At 73.7% G+C, this 21,806-nt stretch carries 21 protein-coding genes and 1 riboswitch; of the genes, 15 read left to right on the forward strand and 6 right to left on the reverse strand.

The features are described 5' to 3' along the window. Positions 1-50: 50 nt before the first annotated feature. On the reverse strand, positions 51-1,115 hold the full coding sequence (locus tag O7602_RS02580; RefSeq protein ID WP_281586626.1) for a DUF559 domain-containing protein: 1,065 nt from the start codon (positions 1,113-1,115) through the stop codon (positions 51-53). A gap of 209 nt (positions 1,116-1,324) precedes the next feature. Further along, positions 1,325-1,436: riboswitch (TPP riboswitch) on the forward strand. On the opposite strand from O7602_RS02580, the gene O7602_RS02585 reads away from it, so the two are divergent. The 7 genes from O7602_RS02585 to thiC all read left to right on the forward strand — a co-directional run bounded on the left by O7602_RS02585 (position 1,431) and on the right by thiC (position 7,363). After that, positions 1,431-2,057: a thiamine phosphate synthase gene (locus tag O7602_RS02585; protein WP_281586627.1), complete on the forward strand. Its 627-nt coding sequence runs from the start codon at positions 1,431-1,433 to the stop codon at positions 2,055-2,057. Its footprint overlaps the riboswitch before it by 6 nt. After that, positions 2,051-3,181, forward strand: coding sequence for a glycine oxidase ThiO (gene thiO / locus O7602_RS02590; protein WP_281586628.1), 1,131 nt, complete (start codon positions 2,051-2,053; stop codon positions 3,179-3,181). Before O7602_RS02585 ends, thiO begins: the two co-directional genes overlap by 7 nt. Then, positions 3,172-3,372 carry a sulfur carrier protein ThiS gene (thiS, locus tag O7602_RS02595; protein WP_281586629.1) on the forward strand — a complete coding sequence of 67 codons (201 nt, stop codon included), beginning with the start codon at positions 3,172-3,174 and terminating at the stop codon, positions 3,370-3,372. The genes thiO and thiS overlap by 10 nt, the downstream gene beginning before the upstream one ends. Beyond that, positions 3,369-4,142 (forward strand): thiazole synthase, encoded by a 774-nt coding sequence (locus O7602_RS02600; protein ID WP_281586630.1) that lies wholly within the window; start codon positions 3,369-3,371, stop codon positions 4,140-4,142. Before thiS ends, O7602_RS02600 begins: the two co-directional genes overlap by 4 nt. Positions 4,143-4,222: 80 nt before the next feature. After that, complete coding sequence (locus O7602_RS02605) at positions 4,223-4,894, forward strand: thiamine phosphate synthase (RefSeq protein WP_281586631.1); 672 nt, start codon at positions 4,223-4,225, stop codon at positions 4,892-4,894. Positions 4,895-4,973: 79 nt separating this feature from the next. Continuing rightward, entirely contained in the window at positions 4,974-5,762 is a 789-nt protein-coding gene (gene thiD, locus O7602_RS02610) for a bifunctional hydroxymethylpyrimidine kinase/phosphomethylpyrimidine kinase (RefSeq protein WP_281586632.1), read from the forward strand. Positions 5,763-5,779: 17 nt separating this feature from the next. Further along, positions 5,780-7,363 (forward strand): phosphomethylpyrimidine synthase ThiC, encoded by a 1,584-nt coding sequence (gene thiC, locus O7602_RS02615; RefSeq protein ID WP_281586633.1) that lies wholly within the window; start codon positions 5,780-5,782, stop codon positions 7,361-7,363. A gap of 230 nt (positions 7,364-7,593) precedes the next feature. Here the strand turns inward: thiC and O7602_RS02620 are convergent, their stop codons facing one another. The 4 genes from O7602_RS02620 to O7602_RS02635 form a co-directional block, all read right to left on the reverse strand. Then, on the reverse strand, positions 7,594-10,308 hold the full coding sequence (locus O7602_RS02620; RefSeq protein ID WP_281586634.1) for a hypothetical protein: 2,715 nt from the start codon (positions 10,306-10,308) through the stop codon (positions 7,594-7,596). A gap of 75 nt (positions 10,309-10,383) precedes the next feature. Further along, on the reverse strand, positions 10,384-10,692 hold the full coding sequence (locus tag O7602_RS02625; RefSeq protein ID WP_281586635.1) for a cupin: 309 nt from the start codon (positions 10,690-10,692) through the stop codon (positions 10,384-10,386). Then, positions 10,689-11,639 carry an LLM class F420-dependent oxidoreductase gene (locus tag O7602_RS02630; RefSeq protein ID WP_281586636.1) on the reverse strand — a complete coding sequence of 317 codons (951 nt, stop codon included), beginning with the start codon at positions 11,637-11,639 and terminating at the stop codon, positions 10,689-10,691. Before O7602_RS02630 ends, O7602_RS02625 begins: the two co-directional genes overlap by 4 nt. Positions 11,640-11,641: 2 nt before the next feature. Then, a complete protein-coding gene (locus O7602_RS02635; protein WP_281586637.1) occupies positions 11,642-12,457 on the reverse strand; it encodes an ABC transporter ATP-binding protein in 816 nt (271 codons plus the stop codon). A 288-nt stretch (positions 12,458-12,745) separates the two neighbouring features. Here O7602_RS02635 and O7602_RS02640 point away from each other — a divergent pair, with 288 nt between their 5' ends. Both O7602_RS02640 and O7602_RS02645 read left to right on the forward strand, forming a co-directional pair. Next, on the forward strand, positions 12,746-13,774 hold the full coding sequence (locus O7602_RS02640; RefSeq protein WP_281586638.1) for an ABC transporter substrate-binding protein: 1,029 nt from the start codon (positions 12,746-12,748) through the stop codon (positions 13,772-13,774). 99 nt (positions 13,775-13,873) lie between these two features. Further along, positions 13,874-14,716 carry an ABC transporter permease gene (locus tag O7602_RS02645; RefSeq protein ID WP_281586639.1) on the forward strand — a complete coding sequence of 281 codons (843 nt, stop codon included), beginning with the start codon at positions 13,874-13,876 and terminating at the stop codon, positions 14,714-14,716. Between the two features lie 51 nt (positions 14,717-14,767). Here the strand turns inward: O7602_RS02645 and O7602_RS02650 are convergent, their stop codons facing one another. Next, on the reverse strand, positions 14,768-15,949 hold the full coding sequence (locus O7602_RS02650; protein WP_281586640.1) for an ABC transporter substrate-binding protein: 1,182 nt from the start codon (positions 15,947-15,949) through the stop codon (positions 14,768-14,770). 449 nt (positions 15,950-16,398) lie between these two features. Between O7602_RS02650 and O7602_RS02655 the strand changes: the two genes are divergently transcribed. The 6 genes from O7602_RS02655 (at position 16,399) to O7602_RS30945 (ending at position 21,797) form a co-directional block, all read left to right on the forward strand. Continuing rightward, positions 16,399-19,428 (forward strand): nitrate- and nitrite sensing domain-containing protein, encoded by a 3,030-nt coding sequence (locus tag O7602_RS02655; protein ID WP_281586641.1) that lies wholly within the window; start codon positions 16,399-16,401, stop codon positions 19,426-19,428. Next, positions 19,425-19,832, forward strand: coding sequence for a roadblock/LC7 domain-containing protein (locus O7602_RS02660; protein ID WP_089155226.1), 408 nt, complete (start codon positions 19,425-19,427; stop codon positions 19,830-19,832). Before O7602_RS02655 ends, O7602_RS02660 begins: the two co-directional genes overlap by 4 nt. Before the next feature lie 62 nt (positions 19,833-19,894). Further along, complete coding sequence (locus O7602_RS02665) at positions 19,895-20,257, forward strand: DUF742 domain-containing protein (RefSeq protein ID WP_089155225.1); 363 nt, start codon at positions 19,895-19,897, stop codon at positions 20,255-20,257. Continuing rightward, a complete protein-coding gene (locus O7602_RS02670; protein WP_281586642.1) occupies positions 20,238-20,855 on the forward strand; it encodes an ATP/GTP-binding protein in 618 nt (205 codons plus the stop codon). The genes O7602_RS02665 and O7602_RS02670 overlap by 20 nt, the downstream gene beginning before the upstream one ends. A gap of 161 nt (positions 20,856-21,016) precedes the next feature. Further along, a complete protein-coding gene (locus O7602_RS02675; RefSeq protein WP_281586643.1) occupies positions 21,017-21,397 on the forward strand; it encodes a hypothetical protein in 381 nt (126 codons plus the stop codon). Between the two features lie 154 nt (positions 21,398-21,551). Beyond that, positions 21,552-21,797, forward strand: coding sequence for a ferritin family protein (locus O7602_RS30945; RefSeq protein WP_348651308.1), 246 nt, complete (start codon positions 21,552-21,554; stop codon positions 21,795-21,797). The last annotated feature ends 9 nt before the right edge of the window (positions 21,798-21,806 follow it).

Genomic DNA, 21,806 nt, shown 5'->3' on the forward strand with positions numbered 1-21,806 from the left:
CCTTCCCACCCGCGCTGCCCTCCCACCCGCGGCAACTCGTGAGTGGAACGTCATGGACGTCTCCGGGCGGTTTTGACGTCCATGGCGTTCCACTCGTGGGCGGAGACGCCGGTGAGTGGAACGCCAAGGACGTCTGCGGGGCGGAGCCTGGCCAAGCCGCGAGACCACTCGGCACCGAAGTCAGCACGTGGGACGTGCGTCGGCGTGCTCGGGCCAGCACCGGCACAGCCGGCGCGGGGCCGGCCGTGCGGCGGTCCGGGGCCGGGCCGCGCGGCCGTGCGGCGGTGCGGGGTCAGCGGGGCCGGGTGGTGGCGCGGCGTTCCGTGAGGGCCTGGTGGACCAAAGGCGACCGTGGCCTCGGGGCGGCGCAGCACGTCGTCGGCGGTGAACCGGAGGACGACCCACCCGGCCGAGCGGAGCGCGTTCAGGCGTGCCACATCCCGCCGGAACTGTGTCCGTTCCCGGTGGTGGTCGCCGTCGTACTCGACCGCGATGCGCAGCGCCGGCCAGGCCAGGTCGACCCGGGCCACGAAACGCCCGCCGTGGCGCACCTCGTGCTGGGCGGTCAGCGGGCCGAGACCGGCGTCGAGGAGGAGCAGCCGGAGCCGCGTCTCCATCGGAGACTCGCTCGCCGGCTCGGCCAGCGTCAGCACCTCGCGCAGCAGCGACGAGCCCGGCCAGCCCGGGCGTTCCGCGGCATAGGCGCGTAGCGCGGTCAGTTCCACCATCCGGCGACGCAGCAGCGCGTCGACGGCGACCAGCGCCTCCGCCCGGGGACCATGGCGACCGAGGTCGAATGCGGTGCGCAGCGCGGTGGTCACCGGCAGCCCGGCGAACCGGGTGCGATCCCGCTCGGACACGGGTGACCGCACGATCGACAGCCGGGGATGTGCGCGCAGCCGGGCGGTCGTCGGCAGGAGCACGGTCACCGGATCGCCCCGGGTGAGCAGGTCGACACCGAACAGCCAGGCGGCGCTTCGGCCGGCCACGGCGGCGCCGGGCGGTAGTCGCAGCGCGGCTGCGTCGCACCACATCCGGGGGTCGTCGGCGCGGTGGGCGTCCCGGTGCACGTACACGTCCGGCAGCAGGCGGACCCACGTCGGGCCGCGCAGCATCCGCCGCGTGATGCGTCCCTCGGCAACTGCTCGGCTGGCTCGGAACGGACACGCGGACAGGTCACGCGGGACGCGGGCGCGGGTCGACATCCGGACAGCGTGTCGTGCTGCGACGCCCACCCGCCGACCCGATCCGCCGAGTGGCGTGGTCCTGGGAAAAACGTCACCCGCTCTTCCGTACGGCCGGGGGAGCGTCGTACGGTAGGCCGCAAGTGACCCACGGGAGCCCGGTGTGGACCGGGCTGAGAGGGGGGCTGCCAGCCCCCGACCGTCGAACCTGATCCGGGTAATGCCGGCGCAGGGAGGAGCGTTGCCGTGCCGTCCCTGGGACGACTGCATCTCATCACCGACACCCGACCGGGGCGGGATCCGCTCGCCGTGCTGCGTGCCGCCCTGCCGGTGGCGCGCGCCGACCTCGTCGTGCAGGTGCGCGTGACCGACGACGCCACCGACCGGGAGGCGTACGACCTGGCTCGTCGGGTGGTCGGGGCGTGCCTGCCGTACCGGGCGCGTTGCCTGGTCAATGACCGGTTGCACGTGGCGCTCGCGGTGGGCGCGGCCGGCGGTCACGTCGGGGCGGACGACCTGCCGGTGGCCGCCGCCCGTCGGGTGCTCGGCGCCGACGCGGTGCTCGGCGCGACCGCCCGGGAGCCGGGCGCCGCCCGCGCGGCTGTCGACGCCGGGGCGACCTACCTGGGCGTGGGCCCCTGCCACGCCACCACCACCAAGCCGGGCCTGCCCGCGCCGATCGGCCCGGACGGGGTACGCGCCGTCGCCGGGTCGGTGACCGTGCCGGTGATCGCCATCGGCGGGGTGACCGCCGCGTCGGTGCCGGCGTTGCGGGCGGCCGGCGCGTACGGGGTGGCGGTGGTGGGCGCGCTCAGCGGGGCGGCGGATCCCGCGCACACCACCGCCGAGTTGCTGCGGGCGCTGACGTGTTAAGCGGGGCCCCTTCCTCTACCGAAAGCGTTAAGCGGGGCCCCCGCCTTACCGATGTGGGGGTGGTGGGGGGCGGGCCGGTGGGGTGGGCGATCGCGTGGCGGTGTGCGCAGCGCGGGCTGCGGGTGGTGGTGCACGACGACCGGCCCGGGTCGGGCGCGTCCCGGGTGGCCGCGGGGATGCTCTCCCCGGTCGCCGAGGCGTACTTCGGCGAGCACGAGCTGACCGGGCTGCTCGTCGAGTCCGCCCGCCGCTGGCCCGGCTTCGCCGCCGACCTGACCGAGGCGAGCGGCGTCGATCTCGGCCACCGCACCGACGGCACGCTCGTGGTCGGGCTCACCGCCGACGACGTGGCCGTGGCGGGGCGGCTGTGGGCGTACCAACAGGGGTTGGGGCTGCCGATCACCCGGCTGCGCCCCTCGGCGCTGCGCGACCTCGAACCGGCGATGACCACCCGGGTGCGCGGCGGCGCGGTCGCGCCCGGCGACCACCAGGTCGACCCGCGGCGGCTGGTCGCCGCGCTGCGCACGGCGGCCGAACGGGCCGGCGTGACGCTGCGGCCGGCGCACGTCGGCGCGTTGTCCGAGGTGGACGCCCGGGTCACGGTGGTCGCGGCCGGCTGCGGCGCGGCCCCGCTCACCGGGCTGCCGGTGCGGCCGGTGAAGGGTCAGGTGCTCCGGCTCCGCGCGCCCGGCGGCGGTCCGCCGGGCTTCCGGCACGTGATCCGGGGGTACGCCGACGGCGAGCCGGTCTACCTGGTGCCCCGGGACAGCGGCGAGGTGGTGGTCGGCGCGACCGTGGAGGAACGCGCGGACACCGAGGTCACCGCCGGCGGGGTGCTGACGCTGCTCCGCGCCGCCGTCGAGCTGGTGCCGGAGCTGACCGAGTACGAGCTGGTGGAGACCGTCGCCGGGCAGCGCCCGGGCACGCCGGACAACGCGCCGATCCTCGGGGCGCTGCCCGGACGGCCCGGTGTGCTCGTCGCCACCGGGCACCACCGGCACGGCATCGTGCTCACCCCGGTCACCGCCGACCTGGTCACCGACCTGATCGTCACCGGCGAGCCGGATCCGGCGCTCGCCCCCTTCAGCCCCGACCGGTTCGGGAAGGAGCGCACGTGGAACTGATCGTCAACGGCGCGGAACGGACGCTGCCCGACGGCGTCACGGTCGCCGACGTGGTGCGTACGGTCACCGGGCAGCAGCGCGGCCTCGCGGTCGCGGTCAACGGCGAGGTGGTGCCGCGCGGCGGCTGGCCGGTGAGCGTGCTGCGCGACGGCGACCGCGTCGAGGTGCTCAGCGCCGCGCAGGGCGGGTGAGCGGGATGCCCCTGGAGATCGGTGGCGTCGCGTTCGGCTCCCGGCTGGTGCTCGGCACCGGCGGCGCGGCAAACCTGCACGTGCTGGAGGCGGCGATCCACGCCTCCGGCACCGAGTTGGTGACGCTCGCGCTGCGCCGGGTGGGCAGCAGCACGCCGGGCGGGCTGCTCGACCTGCTGGAACGCTGCGGGGTGCGGCTGCTGCCGAACACGGCCGGCTGCCGGACCGCGGTGGAGGCGGTGAAGGTGGCGCGCCTGGCCCGGGAGGCGTTCGACACCGCCTGGGTGAAGCTTGAGGTGATCGGCGACGAGCGCACGCTCCTGCCCGACGGGGTGGAGCTGCTGCGCGCCGCCGAGGACCTGGTGGCCGACGGGTTCACCGTGCTGCCGTACACCTCGGACGATCCGGTGCTGGCCCGGCGGCTGGCGGACGTGGGCTGCGCGGCGGTGATGCCGGCCGGCTCGCCGATCGGCTCCGGCCTGGGCATCGGCAACCCGCACCACATCCGGCTGATCCGGCAGGCCGTGGACGTGCCGGTGATCCTCGACGCGGGCATCGGCACCGCCTCCGACGCCGCGCTCGCCATGGAGCTGGGATGCGACGGGGTGCTGCTGGCAAGCGCCGTCACCCGGGCCGCCGACCCGGTGGCGATGGCCACCGCGATGCGCCACGCGGTCGAGGCCGGTCACCTGGCGTACGGCGCGGGTCGCATCCCCCGCCGCGACCACGCCCTCCCGTCCACCCCCGACGAAGGCCGACCGGACCTGTGACCGGCCCCGCTGCCACCGATCCCGGCGAGCACCCGCCCATCGAGAGCGATCTTGATACGCGCACGCCCCTCCAGGGGCGGATGCGTACCAAGGTCCGCCGGCGTCCGAGCGGATTGGTGCTGCTGACGGATCGGCGGGTGGCTCGGGGGCCGCTCGTCGAGGTCGTCGCCTCGGCCGTGGGTGGGGGAGTGCGGTGGGTGGTGCTGCGGGAGAGGGACCTGCCGCGCGCCGAGCGCCACGCCCTCGCCGTCGAGCTGCGGGCGGTGCTCGCCGACGTCGACGGCACGCTTGTCGTCGCCGGCCCCGACCCGCTCGACGGGGACGCCGTGCACCTGCCCGCCGCCGGCCCGTACCCGCCACCGCGCCTCGGGTTGGTCGGCCGCTCCTGCCACGACGCCGACGAGCTGGCCCGACTGACCACCGAGGACTACGCGACCCTGTCGCCGGTGTTTCTCACCCGGACGAAGCCCGGCTACGGCCCGGCGTTACGGCCGGAGGGGTTGCGCGCGCTCGTCGACGCGAGCCCGGTCCCGGTGCTCGCCCTCGGCGGCATCGAAACGCCGGAGCAGGTGTGGGCCTGCGTCGCGGCGGGTGCGGTTGGTGTCGCCGTGCTCGGCGCGCTCATGCGCGCCGAGTCCCCGAGCGATACCGCCACGACCCTGGGCAGTGCTTTCAATGAGGCGTCCACCCCGGTGTCGCGCCCCGCACCCGACGGCGGAGATCTCCCCGAGAAGGGCTGCGGCCGACCGTGACCACGGAGGGATCAAGCCTGACCGCCCGGAGTGGGCATGGTCGGCCGCAGCCCTCACCGCAACCAGAGAAGGAAAGACAGTGACGCCGACGACCATCCTCACCATCGCCGGTTCCGACTCCGGGGGTGGCGCCGGCATCCAGGCCGACCTCAAGACGTTCGCCGCGCTCGGGGCGTACGGAACGAGCGTCCTCACGGCGGTCACCGCGCAGAACACCCGGGGCGTGGACGCGGTGCTGCCGCTGCCCCCGCAGACCGTGCGCGACCAGCTCGACAGCGTGCTCGGCGACTTCGACGTGCGCGCGGTGAAGACCGGGATGCTCGGCACCCCGGCGGTCGCCGAGGCGGTGGCGGAGGCGGCCCGGGACGGCCGCCTGCCGCGGCTCGTCGTCGACCCGGTGCTCGTCGCCACCAGCGGGCACCGGCTCGGCGTGGTGGAGGCGGTCGAGCGGCTGCTCCCGTACGCCCAGGTGGCGACGCCGAACTGCGCGGAGGCCGCGGCCCTCACCGGACGCCGGGTGGAGACGGTCGAGGAGATGGTCGCCGCGGCGGAGGCGCTTGCGGCGCGCGGCCCGGCGTTCGTGGTGGTCACCGGCGGCGACGTCGACGCGGCAGGTGAGTCGGTCGACGTGCTTGCCGGCGGTGGGACGACGCGGCTGCTGCGCGCGCCCCGGGTGGCGACGCGGCACAACCACGGCACCGGCTGTTCGTTCGCGGCAGCCGTCGCGGTCCGGCTGGCGGCCGGCGACCCGGCGCCGGTCGCGGTGGCCGCCGCCAAGGAGTACGTGACCCGCGCGCTGACCGGCGCGCGGGGCTGGGAGTTGGGCGCGGGACGCGGCCCGCTGGACCACTTCGGCTGGTCCGCTTGAGCGACAGGGAGGCTGTCATGCAGGCACGTCGCAAGGTGTACGTGGAGGGGACCCGGCCTGATGTCCGGGTGCCGTTCGCCGAGGTGACACTGACCGGGGACAACCCGCCGGTGCGGCTCTACGACACCTCCGGCCCCGGTTCGGACCCGGAGGTGGGCCTGCCCGCGCTGCGCGGGCCGTGGATCGCGGAGCGGGGGGACGTCGCGCCGGTGCGGGGCGCCGGCAGCCCGCTCGCCGGAACCCGGCCGACCCAGCTCGCGTACGCCCGGGCCGGGACCGTCACGCCGGAGATGGAGTTCGTGGCGATCCGGGAGGGGGTGACGCCGGAGTTCGTCCGGGACGAGATCGCGGCCGGCCGGGCGGTGCTGCCGCTCAACGTCAACCATCCGGAGTGCGAGCCGGCGATCATCGGCAAGGCGTTCCTGGTGAAGGTGAACGCCAACATCGGCACCTCGGCGGTGACGTCGTCGGTGGCCGAGGAGGTGGAGAAGCTCACCTGGGCCACCCGGTGGGGCGCGGACACCGTGATGGACCTGTCGACCGGCAGGCGGATCCACGAGACCCGCGAGGCGATCGTGCGCAACTCGCCGGTGCCGATCGGCACGGTGCCGATCTACCAGGCGCTGGAGAAGGTCGGCGGCGATCCGGTGAAGCTGAGCTGGGAGGTGTTCCGCGAGACCGTGATCGAGCAGGCCGAGCAGGGCGTCGACTACATGACGGTGCACGCCGGCGTGCTGCTGCCGTACGTGCCGCTGGCCGTGGACCGGGTGACGGGCATCGTCTCCCGAGGTGGGTCGATCATGGCGGCCTGGTGCCTGGCGCACCACGAGGAGAACTTCCTCTACACCCACTTCCGCGAGCTGGTTGCGCTGCTCGCGCGCTACGACGTGACGTTCTCCCTCGGCGACGGGCTGCGTCCCGGGTCGATCGCGGACGCCAACGACGAGGCGCAGCTCGCCGAGCTGCGGACGCTCGGCGAGCTGACCACCGTGGCCTGGGAGCACGACGTCCAGGTGATGATCGAGGGGCCGGGGCACGTGCCGATGCACAAGATCAAAGAGAATGTGGACCTTCAGCAGGAGTGGTGCCACGAGGCGCCGTTCTACACGCTCGGCCCGCTGACCACCGACATCGCTCCCGCGTACGACCACATCACGTCCGCGATCGGCGCGGCGATGATCGGCATGTTCGGCACCGCGATGCTCTGTTACGTCACGCCGAAGGAGCACCTGGGCCTGCCGGACCGCGACGACGTGAAGGCCGGCGTGATCGCCTACAAGATCGCGGCGCACGCGGCCGACCTGGCCAAGGGGCATCCGGGCGCGCAGGGCTGGGACGACGCGCTGTCGAAGGCCCGGTTCGAGTTCCGCTGGGAGGACCAGTTCAACCTGGCGCTCGACCCGGAGACGGCGCGGGCCTACCACGACGCCACGCTGCCGGCCGAACCGGCGAAGACCGCGCACTTCTGCTCGATGTGCGGGCCGAAGTTCTGCTCCATGAAGATCACCCAGGAGCTGAAGGACTACGCGGCGCGGGGCATGCGCGGCAAGTCCGAGGAGTTCGTCGCCGGCGGCTCCCGGGTCTACCTGCCGCTGGCCTGAGCACCCGTCCGTCCGCCCGTGGGGTGGCCGGACGCCCGTTCGGCGAAGTGGCGGTATCCGGCCGGCAGGGATGCCACCACTTCGCCGTCGTGGCGTCGATCATTGACCGGAACTCGCTACCCACCCTGTCTCGCGTTCCTTCGCCTGCGCGGCGTCCCGAGTGGACCTGCTACTTGGTCCGCAATGTCCCCCTGGAGGAGCCGTTTCGGACCAAGATCTGGGCACCGGCCTCAGTCGCGGTGGTGCCGGCCGGTGCGCAGGGAGCGGGCGTCGTCGGCGTTGTCGTCGGCGGCGAGGCCGGCGACCCAGTCGACGTACTCCTCGTCCGGCGTGGCGCTCGGCCCGGCCGCGTCGTCGGCCGGTTCCGAACCGCTCCGGTCCCGGTTGCGCCGGAACAGGCCGCGTCGGCCCTTCGACTTCCCGCCGGCAGCCTCGGCGTCGTCCGGCCCGGCGTGCCGGCCCGGCGTCGCCTCCCGGTCGGAAGGCTCCGCACCCGGACCGGTCGTGGCCGTTCCCGCGTCGCCGCCCTGAGCCGGCACGGTCGCGCCGGATCCGGTCCGACCGGCGGAGCGGGCGTTGGTGGCGAGGGCGTCCCATCCTGTGCTCCGGCCCGGCTCGGGGGGGCCCTGGTGGCGCGGACGGGGTGCCGACTCGGCCCGGCCCGTCGCGCCGTCGCCGTCCCGCTCGGTCACGGCGCGGCCCCGTGCGCCGGCCGGCTCACCCGGCGCGGCCGGCTCACCCGGCGCGTTGGTCGGCTTGCCTGGCGCGTTGGTTGGCTTGCCTGGCGCGGGCGGCTTTCCGGGTCCGGTCGACGGTTCTCCCGGTGCGGTGGCGTCGGCCGGGCGGGTCGGGCGGCTCGCCGCCGGGGGGATCGGCCAGGCCGGCCGCACGTCCCCCGGTCGTTCGGGCACGTCGTCGAAGATGGAGAACCGCGGCCGGGGCGACGCGGGCGGGGTGGGGCTGTCGGCCGAGTCGGCGGCGAAGAAGAAGCTGCGCGGGCGGCGGGCCGGCTTCGGTGCCGCGGTCGGCGGCTCGGCCGGCGCGATGGGGTCGGCCTGGGCGATGGGATCGGCCTGGGCGATGGGGTCGGCCGGCGCCGGGACGGACGCACCGGCCGTGGCGGCTCCGGCTGCCGGCCGGGTGGCTGCCGGCGGGGCCACGGGCTGCGGGGCGGCTGCCGGCGGGGTCACCCGCTGCGTGGCGGTGGGCGGCGGGGCCACGGGCTGGGGGGCGGTGGGCGGCGGGGCCACGGGCTGGGGGGCGGCAGCTGGCGGGGCCACCGGCTGGGGTGCGGCGGGTGGTGGGCTCACGGGCGACGGAGCGGCGGCCGGCGGGGCGACGCGGCGGCCGGCGGGCCGCCGGGCAGCGGTCGGCGTGCCGTCGTTCCCGATGGGCGCCGGAGCAGGGCCGCCGGCCGGCCTGTCCCCGTCCACCGCCGGCTCCGCGGGGCGGTCCGTCGGCGTCGGCCCGTCCGCCGTCGGCGTGGACCGGGCGGCGGTGCGGCCCCGCCGCGGCCGGGTGGCCCGCGGCGTCGCGGCCGGCTTGGCCGCGTCGACGGGCGCGGCGTCGGCCGTCGCCGGCGCCGTGCGTGGCTCGGCATCGATCGGCGGCGTGCGTGGTTCGACGTCGATCGGCGGCGTGCGTGGTTCGACGTCGGTTGTCGGCGTGCGTGGCTCGGCGTCGGTTGCCGGCGGGGCCGTCCGGGGCTCGGGTCCGGTCCGGACCGGTTCGGCCGTCGCCGGTGGCTCGACTCCGGCCGGCCCGCCCGCCGGCGCCCCGGTGCCGCTGCCGAGCGGATCCGGCCCGGTCGGAGGCTGCGGACCGGGGCGACCGGCGGCCAGGACGTCGATGGCCGAGGTCCGCCGGCCCGGCGGCAACAGGCCGGGCATCGGCAGGCCGCGGGTTGCGCTCTCGTCGTTCGACCCGCCGGCCTCCGGCCAGTCCCAGTGCGCGGGTGCCGGCGCGCCGGCCGAGGTCGGGGTCGGGGTCGGGGTTGCGACGGCGGAGGCCGGGGTGGGCGGGGTGGCCGAGGCGGTAACCCCGGCCGGCAGCGGCGCGAGGATGTCGGTGGGCTCGACGGCGCCGGTGCCGCCGGGGACCGGCCGGCGCAGCACCGAGGTGGCGGTCGAGCCGAGGGCGCCGGCGACGATCGCGATCAACGCGCCGTAGTAGGGCGCGAGCTGGTAACGGTCGGCCGTCGTGCCCGGCCCCGCGGTCAGGTAGGCGAACGCCACGAGCACCGGCCCGGCCGCCCCGGCCGCGCCGCCGACAAGCGGCGGATGCCCGGCCCGACGGGCCAGCAGGCCGATCGCGCCGCCCGCGAGCAGGGCCAGCGTGGGCAGCAGCAGCATCGACAGGCGTTGCGCCGCGGCGGCATCCAGCCAGGACGGCTCGAGGACGCCGAGGCGTACGGTGGTCAGCGGCCGGTTGGCGACGACCGTGGGGGCGACGGAGAGCAGGGCCAGCAACCAGACGACCCCGGCGGTGCACGCGACACCCCAGCCGAACGGCGGCTTGAGCAGTACGGCGATCGCCGCGCCGGCGCCCACCACCGCGCCGAGGACGGCGCAGATGCCGGCGGCCCAGGCCGGGTCGACGGAGCCGCCCAGCTCGGCCGCGCGGGCCGGCTGCATGCAGAGCGGGGCGACGACGATCGCGCCCAGCGCGCTGACGCCGGCGACGGCGAGCAGCTCGGTGGTGCCGCCGGGCCGGTCGTCCCGGCGGCCGAGACGTTCGGTGAGGACGGCCCCGGCGACGGCGGCGACCGCGGCGACCCAGGCGACCCAGGCGAGCTGGGCGGGCCACCTGTTGACCGAGCCGTCGACGAACGCGCCGTCGAGGCGGACGACGCCGAAGCCGTACGCCACGCCCAGCTGGCCGGCGCCGGCCAGCACACTCACCCCGAGCGCCGTGAGCAGCAGCCTGCCCCACGTCCGAAAGGCCATGTCGGGCACGTTACGGCCCGGTGGGGTGGTTCGCCACCTTGCCACCGCGCGGCGCGCTGAACGGCGTCGGCGTGGCTACTTCAACTCGACCAGGCGGGCGAGGTAGGTGGTGTCGCCGACGTTCGTCAACATGTGCACGGCGCCCGGGTCGCGGTAGACCACCCCGCCGGTGGGCTCGTCGGCGTCGATCGTGGTGCCGTCGACCGTCTGCACCACGTTCTTCGCGCCCTCGACCGCCACGACGAGGTAGGGGTGGTCGTGGCGGTGCAGCGGCTGGCGTTCGCCCGGCTCCAGCCGGATGTGCCAGACGCGTACCCGGTCGTTCTCGTAGACGATCTCCTGGCCCACCGGGCCGAGTTCGAGGTCGGTGTGCGGGTGGGTCATCGCGGTCCGTCCAGGTGGGGGAGCACCTCGGCGGCGATGAGCTCCACGTGGTCGAGGTCGTCGAAGTCGATCAGCCGCAGGTGCACCCGGGTGGCGCCGATCGCGGCGAACTCGCCGAGCCGTTCGACGAGCTGGGCGGGGGAGCCGACCACCGGGTCCTCCGGCGGGAGGGCACTCGTGACGTGCAGCGGCGCGGCCCGGCGTCGCGCCTCGGCGTCGGTGCGCCCGATGGCCACCACGATGCCGGCGGAAAGCGTCAGCGGCGCACGTCCGGACGCGTCGCGCCCGAAGCGGTCGCACGCCTCGCGAACCCGCTCGTACGCGGCGGCCGTCTCGTCGACGCTCTTGAACGGCATGTTGAACTCGTCGGCGTACCGGGCGGCCAGCTCGGGGGTGCGCTTCGGTCCCCGGCCACCGATGATCACCGGCGGCCCGGGTTGCTGCACCGGCTTGGGCAGCGCGGGCGCGTCGGTCAGTTGGTAGTGGTCGCCGCGGAAGCTGTACGTCTCGCCGGGCGGGGTGCGCCACAACCCGGTGACGATCTCCAGTTGCTCGGCCAGCCGGTCGAACCGCTCGCCGACGGGCGGGAACGGGATGCCGTACGCGGTGTGCTCCCGTTCGAACCAGCCGGCGCCGATGCCCAGCTCGACCCGTCCGCCGCTCATCCGGTCGACCTGGGCGACCATGACGGCCAGCGGCCCGGGGAGCCGGAAGGTGGCGGAGCTGACGAGCGTGCCGAGCCGGATCCGGGTGGTCTCCCGGGCCAGCGCGGCGAGCGTCAACCAGGCGTCGGTGGGGCCGGGCAGCGCCGGCTCGTCCCCCATCGCCCGGTAGTGGTCGGCGCGGAAGAAGCCCTCGAAGCCGGTCTCCTCGACCAGCCGGGCGAACCGGAGCTGGTCGTCGTAGTCCGCTCCGCGGTGGGGTTCGGTGAAGACCGAGACCCGCATGCTCACCGTCCTCCCGCCGCCGCGGCCCGCGACGGCGTCTCGGTCGACGCGGGTACGCCGGGGGCGTCCCGCTCCATCAGGAGTTCGTGCAGCTCGGCGCTGATCCGCGCCACGTCGGCCAGGTGCGCGTGCCGGCCCAGGGTGCGGGGCCGGGGGACGGCCACCTCGACCACCTGGCGGATCCGGCCGGGACGCGGGCTGAGCACGACGACGCGGTCGGCGAGCAGCACCGCCTCGTCGATCGAGTGGGTGACGAAGACGATCGTCGCCTTCGTGTCCATGTGCACCCGCTGGAGCTCGCCGGAGAGTTCCTCCCGGGTGAGCGCGTCGAGCGCGGAGAACGGCTCGTCCATCAGCATCACCCGGGGGGAGCCGATCAGCGAGCGGCAGAGCGAGACGCGCTGCTGCATGCCGCCGGAGAGCTCGTGCGGGAGGCGCTTCTCGAAGCCGCCCAGCCCGGCCATCTCCAGCAGCTCGCGGGCGCGGTCGCGGTGCTTCGCCCGGCTCCAGCCGAAGATCTCCACCGGCAGCAGGACGTTGTCGAGCACCGTGCGCCAGGGCAGCAGCGCCGGACGTTGGAACAGCATGGCGACGTCCTGGCGCGGCTTCGTGATCGGCGTGCCGGCGACGGTGATCTCACCGGCGGTGGCCGGCAGCAGGCCGGCGATCATGCGCAGCAGGGTGGACTTCCCGCAGCCGGAGCGGCCGAGGACGGCGACGAACTCACCGTCGGCGACGTCGAGGTCGATGCCGCGCAGCGCCTCCACCCGCCCCGAGCGGCCGTCGAAGGTGCGGGACACCCCGGACAGTCGGATCATCTCCCGCCGGCTCCCTTCCACCGTCGTCACGATCGCGAGCCCGGCCAGCCTAGCGGGAACCGTGCTTATAGCACCGTCCGGGGTGGACGTCAGTCCGCTTCCTGTCACGCGACTTCGTTTCCTTTCCGCAACCCGGACGGTTGCGGCACGTCATCAGCCTTCTCGTACGCTGTTGCGCGCGAAGAGTCCCCTCGCGACGGTCCAGTCGGTCGATCCCCCCTGCCGACCCCGTCGAACCCACGACCCGACCGGCGTAGATGTCCTGGTCGGAAAGGACATGGTGTACAGATGAGAAGGTTGACCCGTACGGTCGCCGCCGCGGCGCTGGCGACCGCCCTCGCCCTGGTGGGCGGCTGCAGCAGCGACTCGGATTCCTCCGACGGCGACGGCGGCAGCGGCGGGGCGACGGAGAAGGTGACCTACCTCACCTCGTTCGGTAACTTCGGCCGTGACTCCTACGCCTGGGTGGCGAAGGACAAGGGCTTCTTCAAGGAGGCCGGCTTCGACGTCGACATCAAGCCCGGTCAGGGCACCGGTTCCGTCATCCAGACAATCACCGGCGGCCAGGCCGACTTCGGTCCGATCGACCTGACCGGTGGCATCCTCCAGCTCGGCAACGGCGAGGCCAAGGACTTCGTCGCGGTGGCGGCGATCCAGCAGCGCACCATGGCCGCCATCGTCACGGTCGAGGGCAAGAACATCGCCACCCCGAAGGACCTCGAGGGCAAGAAGCTCGCCGACACCCCGACCTCCGTCGTGCGCAACCTCTTCCCCACGTACGCCCGGCTGGCCGGCATCGACGGCAGCAAGGTGACCTGGGTCAACGGTGACGCGCAGGGCCTCATCGGCCTGCTCGCCGCCGGATCGGTGGACGGCATCGGCCAGTTCGTCGTCGGCCAGCCCACGGTCGAGACGGTGGCGAAGAAGAAGCCTGTCGTCCTGCCCTACAGCAACGTGATGCAGGACCTCTACGGCAATGCGCTGATCACTTCCACCAAGATCGCCAAGGAGAAGCCGGAAATGGTGAAGAAGTTCACCGCCGCGCTGCTCAAGGGTCTGGAGTACTCGCTGGAGCACCCAGACGAGGCGGGCGAGATCCTGAAGAAGAACGTGCCGGCCGCCATCCCGGCCGCCGCCTCCGCCGAGCTGAAGCTGATGGCCGCCTACGTCCGGTCGAGCAACTCCGGCACCGCGATCGGCACGCTCGACAGCGGCCGGGTGGCCAAGAGCATCGCGCTGCTCCAGGGCGCGGGCGCGCTCAAGCAGAACCTCACCCCCGACCAGATCATCAACTTCGACCTCGCGCCGAAGGCCTGACCGGTCGGCTCGGGCACGGGGGTGCGACCGGCCGGACCTCCGGTGGGTCGCACCCCCTTCGCGTGCCGGTCGTCCGACCGGCCGAAGAAGGAGGACACGTTGACGCAGTTGACCGAGGCCCGGCCCGGGGCGCGGGAGGAGCCGGCTCCGGCGGCGACCGCCCGGCGCGGGCCTGTCGTACGCCCGGCCGTGGTCGCCTTGCCGGCGCTCGGGCTGGTCATCGCGGTGGCCGTCTGGTGGCTGGTCACGTCCGTGCTGCACCTGGTGCACCCGGCCGCGTTGCCGCCGCCGCAGGCGGTGACCCGTTCGCTTGCGGACACCACCGACGTGCTGCTGCCCGCCCTGGGGTTCACCACCTGGATGACCCTGTCCGGCTTCCTGCTCTCGTCGATCGTCGGCGTGCTGATCGGGATGGCGCTGGCCGCGTCCCGCCGGGTGGAGCGAATGTTCGCGCCGCTGCTGGTGGCGGTGAACGCGGTTCCGAAGATCGCCTTCGGCCCGCTGCTCGTGGTGGCCGTGGGCTTCGGGCAGAAACCCATCCTGACCATGGTGTTCCTGCTCTGCTTCTTCCCGATCGTGCTCTCCACCGCCACCGGGCTGACCACCACCCCGGCCGACCTGGCGGAACTGGGCCGGTCGCTCAACGCCTCCTGGTGGCAGTCGTTCCGCAAGGTGCGCCTGCCGGCCGCGCTGCCGCAGATCTTCGTCGGCCTCAAGGTGTCCATGCCATTGGCCGCGATCGGCGCGGTGATCGGGGAGTTCTATTCGGACCGGCCCGGCCTGGGCTATCAGATCCTCCAGTACAACGGCGTCGGTGACACCGCGACCGCCTGGGCGGCCATCATGCTCGTGGCGCTGATGAGCATCGTGCTCTACGCGGCCCTGAGCGCGATCGAGCGGCTCGCTCTGCCGTGGGTACGGGCCACCACCTCGGCCCGCTGACCACCGCGGGTGTGGCCCCGTCACGCCCGGGGGCCACACCCGCGGTGGTGACTAGCCAGCCAACCGCCAACGACCGCCCCGCGCGACCAACGTGGTCAACGCCTGCGGCATCAGCCCCGAGTGGTTGTCCGGCGTCAACCGGATCGGGCCGGAGAGGCCGTCGAGCTGCGCCGTCTCCAGCACGTCGCGCAGCGCGTCCCGGTTGATGTCGCCCGCCTCCCCGCCGGCGCGCTGCTCGGCGTCGGCGATCAACTGGATCGCGTCCGCCGCGAACGAGGAGAAGCCGTTGTAGCCGCCCCACCGGGCGGTGTAGTCCTGGAACCACTGCCGGCGGGCCGCCTTGGCCGGGGTGGTGGCGATGACGTCGTCGATCACCATCGTCTGCGTGAAGATCAGGGTGGCCTGCTCGGTGGAGCGGGCCGACGGGCCGAGGAACAGGTCACCGGCGGCCGAGGCGTCGAAGAACAGCGACCCGTTGAACTTGTCCTGCCGGGCGGTGGTGGCGGCGAGCGTCGCCTGCTCCGGGGGCGTCCAGAGGATCAGGGCCTGCGGCTTGCGGTCGGTCAGCTCGTCGATCTGCGTGCTCACCTCGGTGTCGGTGGCCCGCACCGACTCGGCGGCCACCAGCCGCACCGTGGTCTTGTCGAACTCCCGACGCAGCGCGGAGAGCCCTTCCTGGCCGTACCCGTCGGCGCTGTGCAGCACGGCCACCTTCCGGATGCCGCGCCGGGTCAGCTCGGTGGTGAGTGCGGCTGCGCTGTCGACCGCGTTGGGGGCCAGCTTGAAGACGTACCGTCGCTGGTCCACCGGTTCGGTGACGGCGCCGGCGGCAGCGAGCGCGATGGTCGGAATGCGCTTGTCGTTGATCGTGCGGGCCGCGCCGACCGCGCATTCGTTGCAGCCGCCCATGATGACGGCGCTCACCTGTGAGTCGCCGCTGAAATCGTTGATGTTCCGCAGGGACTCGGCCGCGTCCGAACGGTTGTCCTTGATCCTCAGCTCGATCTTCCGGCCGCCAAGCGCGCCGGAGGCGTTGAGCTGCTCCTTCTTCAGTTCCAGAGCCCTCTGGTACACCTTGCCGATCGACGCGGAGGCGCCCGATAGTTCGAGGTCGGCGGCGATGACGATCGGGCTGGTGTCCTGCGGTTCCCCGCCGATCCCGCAGCCGGTGAGCGTGGTGGCCAGCACGGCCGATGCGAGCACCGCGATGCTCGCGGAGCGGATGGGGCTCAACTCAGTCCTCCAGGGTGCGGCGCGGGCCGGCGCCCGATCACCGCCGCTTGTCCGTCCTCAGTGGAGGAACGGGATTGGGGTGCCGTACGGTGTGCGCGAAGCCTGCAAAACCTTGCCAATGCCGGGCCCTGCGGTCAAGCGGAGGATGCGGGATGCCGTTTCGGGACGCTCATCCCACATGGTGGGGACACGAAACCTTAACTGACAATTACTGCCCAGATACGTGTGGCCACTCTGGAGTGACATCCCCTGTTCAGGGGGTTGGAGAAAAGAAGGTATTAGGTGACCGGATCACGGGTTGAGCCGCCCTCGACCGATTCCTGCCTCACCGCGGCTTCCCAAAAAGGATCTCGTCTGATGAAATCGCGGCCGTGCCGCGCGTGGCGGTGGCCGCTGCATCAGGCACGGGTCAGCGGGTCGCGCGTGGAAGAAACGACGGAGGCGATGTCGTGAGCACCCGACCTACGACCCTGCCCGGGAGCCCAAACGCCGACCAGCGGAACCGGCGACGGCGCCTGCCCAGGCTGCGTGACGCGCGGATCCGCTCGAAACTCGCCCTCATCCTGGTCGTCCCGGTGGCCGCTGTCATCGCACTGGCAACAATCCGACTCATTTCGGTGGGTCAGGGCGCGTACGACGCAAACCAGGTCCGCGCGCTGACCGCGGTGTCGGTCGACGTCTCGGCGCTCACCCAGGACCTGCACAAGGAGCGCATGGCGGCGTCCGCCTTCCTCGTCGACCCGAACCAGAAGCCGGACGCCTACAACCTGCGGGTGCGACAGACCGACGAGCGGATCGCGGCGTACCGGGAGGAGCGCGGCACGCTCGGCGACCTGCCGGCTGCGGTCCGGGACCGGCTCAAGGTGATCGACGACCATCTGGAGACGCTCAACGGCACCCGCCAGGAGGTGCTCGACCGGGCGCAGATGCCGGTGGCCGAGGCGAGCCTGCGCTACGGGATCGTCCTCGACGACCTGGTGGCGTACGGCGACACGCTGGCCCAACTGCCCGGTGCGGAGGACCTCGCCGACGCCCGCCGCGCGGTCGCCGCGTTCGCCCACGCCAAGGCCGAGGTGGCGGAGGAGCAGGCGGTCGCCTTCACCGCGCTCGCCGCCAGCAAGCGCATCGACGAGGAGCAGTTCTCCTCCTTCGTGGCCACGCTCACCGGCCAGCAGGAGGCGCTGCTCTCCTTCTCCCGGGCCGCCGCCCCGGACCAGCGGGCCCTGGTCGACCGCACGGTCTCCGGCGACGCGGTCCAGCTCGCCGACCGGATGGCCGCTGACCTGACCCGGTCGGTCGGGAAGGCCGCGCTCGTCGACCGGGACGAGGTGTCCGCCGCCGTCGGCGCGGTCGACGACCTGATGCGGTGGGCCGAGATCCAGCTCCTGGACGAACTGCTCGCCGACGCCGACGCGGCGCGCAGCGACGTGATCCGGCAGGCCATCGTGGAGAGCCTGCTCGTGCTGCTCACGCTGGCGGTCGCCGTGACGCTCGCGGTGGTGCTGGCCCGCTCGCTCAACGACTCGCTGCGCCGGCTGCGTGAGGGCGCGCTCGCCGTGGCGAACCACGACCTGCCGGACGCGGTGAGCCGGCTCCAGAACGTCAACGCCATCGGCGACGGCGGCGTGGACGAGATCGTCCAGCAGGTGCGGGACCCGATCAAGCTGACCAACCGCGACGAGGTCGGCCAGGTGGCGGTGGCCTTCAACGTGGTCCACCGGGAGGCGGTCCGGGTGGCGGCCGAGCAGGCCGCGCTGCGTACCAGCGTCTCGGCGATGTTCCTCAACCTGGCCCGTCGCTCGCAGAGCCTGGTCGACCGGATGATCGGTGAGCTGGACGCGATCGAGCGCGGCGAGGAGGACCCGAAGCGGTTGGCCCAGCTCTTCGAGCTGGACCACCTGGCCACCCGGATGCGCCGCAACGACGAGAACCTGCTGGTCCTGGCCGGGGCGGACTCGGCCGTGCCGCGTCGCGACGATGCGCTCCTGGTCGACGTGCTGCGCGCCGCCCAGTCCGAGGTGGAGCTCTACAACCGGATCGAGTTCGGCACCGTCGACACCGACATCTCGGTCGCCGCGCACGCCGTCAACGACGTGGTCCGGCTGGTCGCGGAGCTGCTCGACAACGCCAGCCGGTTCTCGCCCCCGAACACGGTGGTGGTGGCCGACGGCCGGCGGATCCGCGACTACGTGCTGATCCAGGTCGAGGACCGGGGGCTCGGCCTCACCGACGACCAGCTCGACTCGCTCAACCGTCGGCTGGCCGCGCCGCCGACGGTCGACGTGGCCGCGTTCCGGCTGATGGGTCTGGCCGTGGTCAGCCGGCTCGCCTCCCGCTACGGCATCCGGGTCGAGCTGCGCCGCAATGTCGAGGGCGGCACCGTGGCCCAGGTCACCCTGCCCAACTCGACGGTGGTGCTGCCGGCCAACCGGGGGCAGGCCCCGCTGACCCGGCCGCGTCAGCCGCTGGCCGTCGAGCCGTCGCCGCTCAGCCAGGTCGGCGCCGCCGACGCGCTGGCCGGCGCCGGCCGGGGCGGCACCGCCACCCTGGCCGACCAGTGGCGCGACGTGCACACCCCGCAGCCCGCGCGCTGGCAGGCGCCCGCCGAGGTGCGGGACGACACCCCGGGTGTCCAGCTCGGCGGAGCGACCGGCGCGCGGCCCCCCGCGCCGGGCACCGCCGCACCCGCGCCGGTCTCGGGCGCCGGTTGGTCGGCGGGCGGTCCGACCGTCGCCTACCCGGCCGTCGATCCGCTGCCCAAGCGGACGCCGGGCAGCGAGGCGACGCCGTCCGCCCTCTCGGCCCCGCCGGCCTACCAGCCGCTCGCCGCGCCGCCCACGGTCGAGACCACCCCGGCGGCGCCGGTCATGGCCCGGCCGGACCGGCCGGCGGAGGCACCGATATTCCGGGAGATGGAGGCGGTCTGGTTCCGCTCGCACGGAGAGGACGAGACCACCATCTTCACCCGGCCCCGGTTCGACGAGCCGCCGCCCGCACCGGCGCAACCCGCCGCGTCGGCACGGCCACCGCTGCCCACCCGCACCCCGGGTGCCCAGGCGTCCGGGCTGACCACACCGGCCGCGTACAGCTCGCCCGCGGTGCCGGTCACACCGCCCGCCGCGGCGGCGCCGCCCGCGCCGGCCCCTATCCCGACGCCGACCCCGGGGCCGGCTCCGGAGCCGGCCGGGGCGCCTGTCGACGCCGACGCCTGGCGGACCGCGGCGGACGAGGGTTGGAACCGGGCCAGCCGGGCCGCGGAGCCCACCACCGGCGGCACCACCCGTTCGGGCCTGCCCAAGCGGGTGCCGCAGGCGCAGCTCGTGCCCGGCGGGATCGAACCGAAGAGCGGTCGCGACCGCAGCCGGCGTAGTCCGGACGAAGTGCGGGGCCTGCTCTCCGCCTACCACCGTGGCGTCCAGCGGGGCCGCACCGCCGGCACCGATCTGAACAGCACCTCGACCAAGGAGACGAACCGATGAACAGGCCGGCGGCCATGCAGGACATGGGTTGGTTGCTCACCAACTTCGCCGACAGCGTGGCGGGAATCGCCCACGTGGTGGCGGTGTCCGCGGACGGGTTGCTCCTCGCCTCCTCCCGGGACCTGCCCCAGGACCGGGCCGACCAACTCGCCGCGATCACCTCCGGCGTGGTCAGTCTCACCGAGGGCGCGGCGCGGATGTTCAGCGCCGGCGGGGTGTTGCAGACCGTGATCGAGATGGACAGCGGATACCTCTTCCTGATGTCCATCAGTGACGGCTCGTCGATGGCCGTACTCGCGGCGCGTAGCTGCGACGTCGGCCAGGTGGGCTACGAGATGGCGCTGCTCGTGGAACGGGTCGGCCAGGCGCTGGTGCCGCTGCCGAGGGACGCCGTCCGGTCCTGACCGGCCGTTGACCTGGGGATCCGGGGCCGGTCCGGCTCCGTACGAGGGGAGGTGATCGCGAGATGGAACCGCGACGTGATCCGCGCGGCGCGCTGGTGCGACCGTACGCGGTCACCCGGGGCCGCACCGAGCCGTTGCAGAACATCGCGCTCGAGGCGGTGCTGTCGAGCACGGCCACCCAGTCCGCCGAGGCGCGCTTCGCCGGGCACGACAAGTACCGCATCTCCTCGGTCTGTGAAGGCCGGGCACAGTCGCTGGCGGAAATCGCCGCTTACACCCGGATGCCGCTGGGCGTCACCCGGGTGCTGGTCGCCGACATGGTGGCCGAGGGCCTGCTGACGCTACACACTGCCGCTCCCGCGACGGGTTTCGCGGCGCGCATGAACCTGCTTGGAAGGGTGCTAAGTGGACTTCGCGAACTATGACCCCGACGGGGCGAACCGCGGCCGGGAGATCATCTCCGCGAAGATCGTGATCGCGGGTGGCTTCGGCGTGGGTAAGACCACGCTCGTCGGGGCGATCTCCGAGATCCAGCCGCTGACCACCGAGGCGTTGATGACCGCGGCCGGCGTGGGCATCGACGACGCGTCGAAGGTGCCGGGCAAGGAGACCACCACGGTCGCCATGGACTTCGGCCGGATCACCATGGCCGAGGACCTGATCCTCTACCTGTTCGGCACGCCGGGACAGACCCGCTTCTGGTTCATGTGGGACGAGATCATCCGGGGCGCGGTGGGCGCGGCGGTGCTGGTGGACACCCGCCGGATCACCGACGCGTTCGCGCCGCTCGACTACTTCGAGAACCGCAAGCTGCCGTACGTGGTGGCGTTGAACCGCTTCGGTGACGCGCCGCACTACGAGCTGGAGGAGGTCCGGGAGGCGCTCGCCATTCCGCCGGACGTGCCGATGGTGATGTGCGACGCGCGGCGACGGGACTCGGTCAAGCAGGTGCTGGTGACCGTGGTGGAGCACGCCATGCTCCGGCTCCAGGCGGAGCACGGCTACGCGACGTCGGTGGGCTGAGCCGGATTTGTCGTTGTTCGCGGCGGTGCCCGTAGTGGTCGGGTGGCCCGGCGAGCTGCGGCTATTCCGCCCCTGACCTGCGAAAACTTAGGATTCCCCCGAGCGTCGTCACGCTACGTGAAAGTTTGTTCACGGCGCGCTCAGAGGAGAGGGGAAATCCGATGCGGACAGTTCGAGGCATCACCGCGCTGGTTGCCGGCGCCGCGCTCGGCGTGGGGCTGGTGGCGGCGCCCGCCCAGGCGGCGGTGACGAACGACACGACCCGGGCCAACACGCTCACCGCGATGCACGGGGAGGCGTTCGCCAACGCCAGCTACCTGGCCTACGGGGCGGAAGCGGGCCGCAACGGCCACGACGACATCGCCGCGCTCTACGCCGCCACCGCCGACACCGAGCTGAACGAGCACTTCACCGAGGAAGCCGTACTCATCGACTTCGTCGGCACGGACGTGGCGAACCTGCGCACGTCGATCGCGGGCGAGTGGCACGAGGCCACCGTCGTCTACCCGGGGTACGCCCGGCAGGCCCGCCGGGACCGCTGACCTGGAGGCGACGCTGCACGGCGAGGCGTTCGCGAACGCCTCGTACACCCTTTACGCCCGGCACGCCCGTGACGGCGGCCGGCCGCGGCTGGCCCAGCTCTGGGAGAACACCGCCGGCCAGGAACTCGGTGAGCACTTCTCCGAGACGGCCACCTTGGCCGGGCTGGTACGCAGCGACGCGGAGAACCTCCGCAAGTCGATCGACGGCGAGGTCTACGAGGCGACCACGATGTATCCGTCCTTCTCCCGGCAGGCCGCGTCGGTGGGCGAGGACGAGGCGGCGGACCTGTTCGCCGAGATCGCCCACGACGAGGCCCGCCACGCCTCGGCGTTCCTGCTCGCCCTGGTCGACCTGGAACTCGGCGGCACGGGCGGGGAGCAGCAAGGCCGGCGGAGCTGAGCCGGGCGT

It is taken from the genome of Micromonospora sp. WMMD1128 (assembly GCF_027497235.1).
GTDB lineage: Bacteria > Actinomycetota > Actinomycetes > Mycobacteriales > Micromonosporaceae > Micromonospora.